The following is a 2,942-nucleotide window of genomic DNA, read 5'->3' as shown; positions in this document are numbered from 1 at the left end:
TAGACATCTTGCGGTGGTACACCTTCACTGTTCATGTTTTCTACAGCGTACTAATTTAAGCTTGTACCCATTATCCCCTCAATCGACACAGCAAAGCGCTAGAGCATCGGTTTAGTAATCAAAATCAAAAAATATTGTTATTATTACTTACACTTCCTGGGAGTTACCTGCAATCCAAGTAGCTATAGACTCTTGATTTTCTATTCCTTCTACTAAATTATTAATCTTGATCACGGCTTCTTCTTCTGCTGCCACTAACTCATATCCGTTTAAACGTAAAAAAACGTCGATGACAGCAAGGGCAATTCGCTTGTTACCATCGACGAAAGGATGATTTTTTGCCAAACTAAAAGCGTAGGCTGCTGTCAGATCAAACAGACTAGCACTATCACTGTAAGCAAATAAATGTTTAGGTCTAGCTAAACTACTGGAAAGTAAATTCGGATCTCTTAATCCAAAACATCCGCCATGCTCTAGGATTAACTCGTCATGGATAGCTATTACTGCTTGCTCTGGCACCCAGCGAGGCTCTTTCACTTAGCTAATTCCCGAAAAGCATTGCGATAGTTTTTGCGAGTTATCGCGAAAGCTTCCATTGCTGCCTCGAATTCAGAATTATCTGGAATACTAGCAGGATTTGACACTGTAATACTCATTTCCTTTTGAAGCTGAACCAGAAGTTGCTGAATTGGGACTGATTCTTGAGCTATTTCCTTAGCTGAAGCTACAGAGTCTGAGGCATTTAACACCGTAATAAAATTCCGAAGGTCTTCTTGATAACTCTCGGCTGCATCTTCAAAATCAGACCCAGCGCAATTGAGGCGTTCTCCTGGGTCAGCTTGCAAAATACCACGAGCCTTCTTGTAAGCCTCTTCCAAGGGAGCCAAACCCTTAGCCAAGAAATGAAGATTGGAAACACCGGAGGGAAACTCCTTCCCAAGGGCATTTAACTCACCCTGAAGTTCCGCTGAGAGTGAATCCTCTAGCTGAGTTAGGGCGACCAAGAAGGCTTTGAGGGTGATTGCATCTAGGGAGTTCATGGCTTGAAGTGTGCGTTTATTAGCTCAGGCAAGTCAAAAAGGATAAAGCGTCTTTCATTGGGCATCATAGATAATACCCAGAGTGTAGCAAAAAAGTAGTAAACATAACACAGAATAAAAATGCGATTGACCTACAGTCACGCTACTTGAGGTGCATCTACTGAATTTGAGATCAACTTAAACGCTGGCAAAGCCACAAAGCAAACAGAGGTAAAGCCAGTCGGTAGCCTTGCTCGGAGCCATAAATCAAACCTTTGTGCTGCAACCCAGCGATCGCTCCTTGGAGAGAACCCCCTCTCGATAGGTAATGCTTTTGAATGTAATCTCGACTTTGTGGCTTGTCGGTAGGGTCTAGGGCCAGGGATTCTAAAAGATGGGCTTGATTAGCTGGAAGCAGCATCAGTAATGACTCGAAGACCATGGATAAGTCCGCTAGCAGTTCTTGGATGGCCTGCTGAACATGGCCATCACGAATTAGCCCATCAGAAACTCGTACCGACTTGAGGCGTCGCACCAGTGCCGAAGCATCACCGAAGTGTCCTTGGACGGCATTGACAAAGATTTCCAGTGCTTGCGATCGCGGATCGAAGGTCAGCCGTTGCGTATGCAAAACTTCAGTTACCCAAGCCGCAACCACATCATTAGCTAAAGGAGCCAGCTGCACGATTTCCAAATTATTCCCTGGTTCATGGGGATAAATACTAGTTTCTGCAATCGTTGCCACTAGTACATAACTTACCTGAGTCTGACCCTCGATCTGTTCCCTCAAAAATTTTTCCCACACCCCATGACGATCCCAAGAGCGGATGTGGGGGAAACTTTCCAAAATCAACACTACCCGTTCCCCCTCAGATTCAGCTAACCTTTGCAGGAGATCGAGTAATGCTTCAAATGCTTTCCGTTGCAGCTCTTTGCTCTGGATCCGAACTGGTTTAAGTCCCTCTGTGCCACTGGCTTCATCCTTCAGGACAAATAATTCCGCTGCCTTACCTTCAATCCAATCTGCCATTAGAGCTTGAACCGTTGCCATTGGAAAGGTCTGGTTTATGCTCTCCCACAGCAGTTGCACAAAGCGCTGACCATCCGTAACCCGGATGCAGTCAACCTCCAGGATTTTAACTCCAACTTCCCGTGCGGCCCGCCTTACCAAAGTCCGCCGTCCGCTTCCGGGCACTCCCACAATCAGCAGATTGCCATCACGGGCTAAAACTTGAGTGATGCGCTGGAATTGTGCTTGCCGCCCAACCAATTCAAATGGTACTGATAAATCCAAAAGATTCACGGCTAATGCATCCCGATCCCAAGTGTAGACATCCTTCGGCGGCACACCTTCACTAGTTGGCAACCCCCCAATTGTATCGCTAACTGTATCGCTGACATCCTCAGGGCTGAGGTTAACCATTGATTTGCCATCAGTCGATTCTGTCATCTGCTATTGCCCGTGTTTTTCCCAATTCCAAGCTCAAACCAAAACCTTGGTGTGGCATGAGTCTATAGTTTACCTTGGAACTTTTCAATAGTGCCAATAGTTCCTAGCACTATTAAAACGTGCTATATATTTTATAGCACTGTTCGACAGTATCATTCTTTAATGATCAGGACTTACGCAAAGCCCCCTAAATCCCCCAATTCTGGGGGACTTTGACATCATTACCCCCCAATATTGGGGGGCTAGGGGGGCGAAATCCCCAATATTGGGGGGCTAGGGGGGCGAAATCCACTTAACCGCTTAAGTCCTGCATAATTACCACCAACCCTTACCCAATAGGCAAAAACCCGTGTTAGAAGCATTCATATTTGCCACAATATTGTGCGGATTTTTCGGCATCATCCTGAAAAAGAACCTGGTTATGAAAATCATCTCTATGGATATCATGAGCACGGGGGTGATTGCCTATTACG

Annotated in this window: 4 protein-coding genes; 1 reads left to right on the top strand and 3 read right to left on the bottom strand. The window is 45.6% G+C overall.

From position 1 onward, the window contains the following. Window positions 1–147: 147 nt before the first annotated feature. From F6K37_RS36815 to F6K37_RS36805, 3 genes are all read right to left on the bottom strand, one after another. Entirely contained in the window at window positions 148–537 is a 390-nt protein-coding gene (locus tag F6K37_RS36815; protein ID WP_008189890.1) for a type II toxin-antitoxin system death-on-curing family toxin, read from the bottom strand. Next, the gene (locus F6K37_RS36810; RefSeq protein WP_008189891.1) at window positions 534–1,040 is read right to left on the bottom strand and encodes a hypothetical protein; all 507 of its coding nucleotides are present in this window, start codon (window positions 1,038–1,040) and stop codon (window positions 534–536) included. The genes F6K37_RS36815 and F6K37_RS36810 overlap by 4 nt, the downstream gene beginning before the upstream one ends. A gap of 172 nt (window positions 1,041–1,212) precedes the next feature. Next, on the bottom strand, window positions 1,213–2,469 hold the full coding sequence (locus tag F6K37_RS36805) for an ATP-binding protein (protein WP_008189893.1): 1,257 nt from the start codon (window positions 2,467–2,469) through the stop codon (window positions 1,213–1,215). Between the two features lie 349 nt (window positions 2,470–2,818). Between F6K37_RS36805 and F6K37_RS36800 the strand changes: the two genes are divergently transcribed. After that, window positions 2,819–2,942, top strand: a 124-nt coding sequence (locus tag F6K37_RS36800; RefSeq protein ID WP_287255926.1) for an NADH-quinone oxidoreductase subunit K, incomplete at its 3' end; no start/stop codon positions are given.

Source organism: Moorena sp. SIO4E2, assembly GCF_010671945.1.
Taxonomy (GTDB): Bacteria; Cyanobacteriota; Cyanobacteriia; order Cyanobacteriales; family Coleofasciculaceae; genus Moorena; species Moorena producens.
This window is presented reverse-complemented; position numbering and strand designations above follow the sequence as displayed.

Coding starts and splice junctions, on each gene's coding strand:
- F6K37_RS36810 (WP_008189891.1), bottom strand. CDS start 1,040: ATGAACTCCCTAGATGCAATCACCCTCAAAGCCTTCTTGGTCGCCCTA.
- F6K37_RS36805 (WP_008189893.1), bottom strand. CDS start 2,469: ATGACAGAATCGACTGATGGCAAATCAATGGTTAACCTCAGCCCTGAG.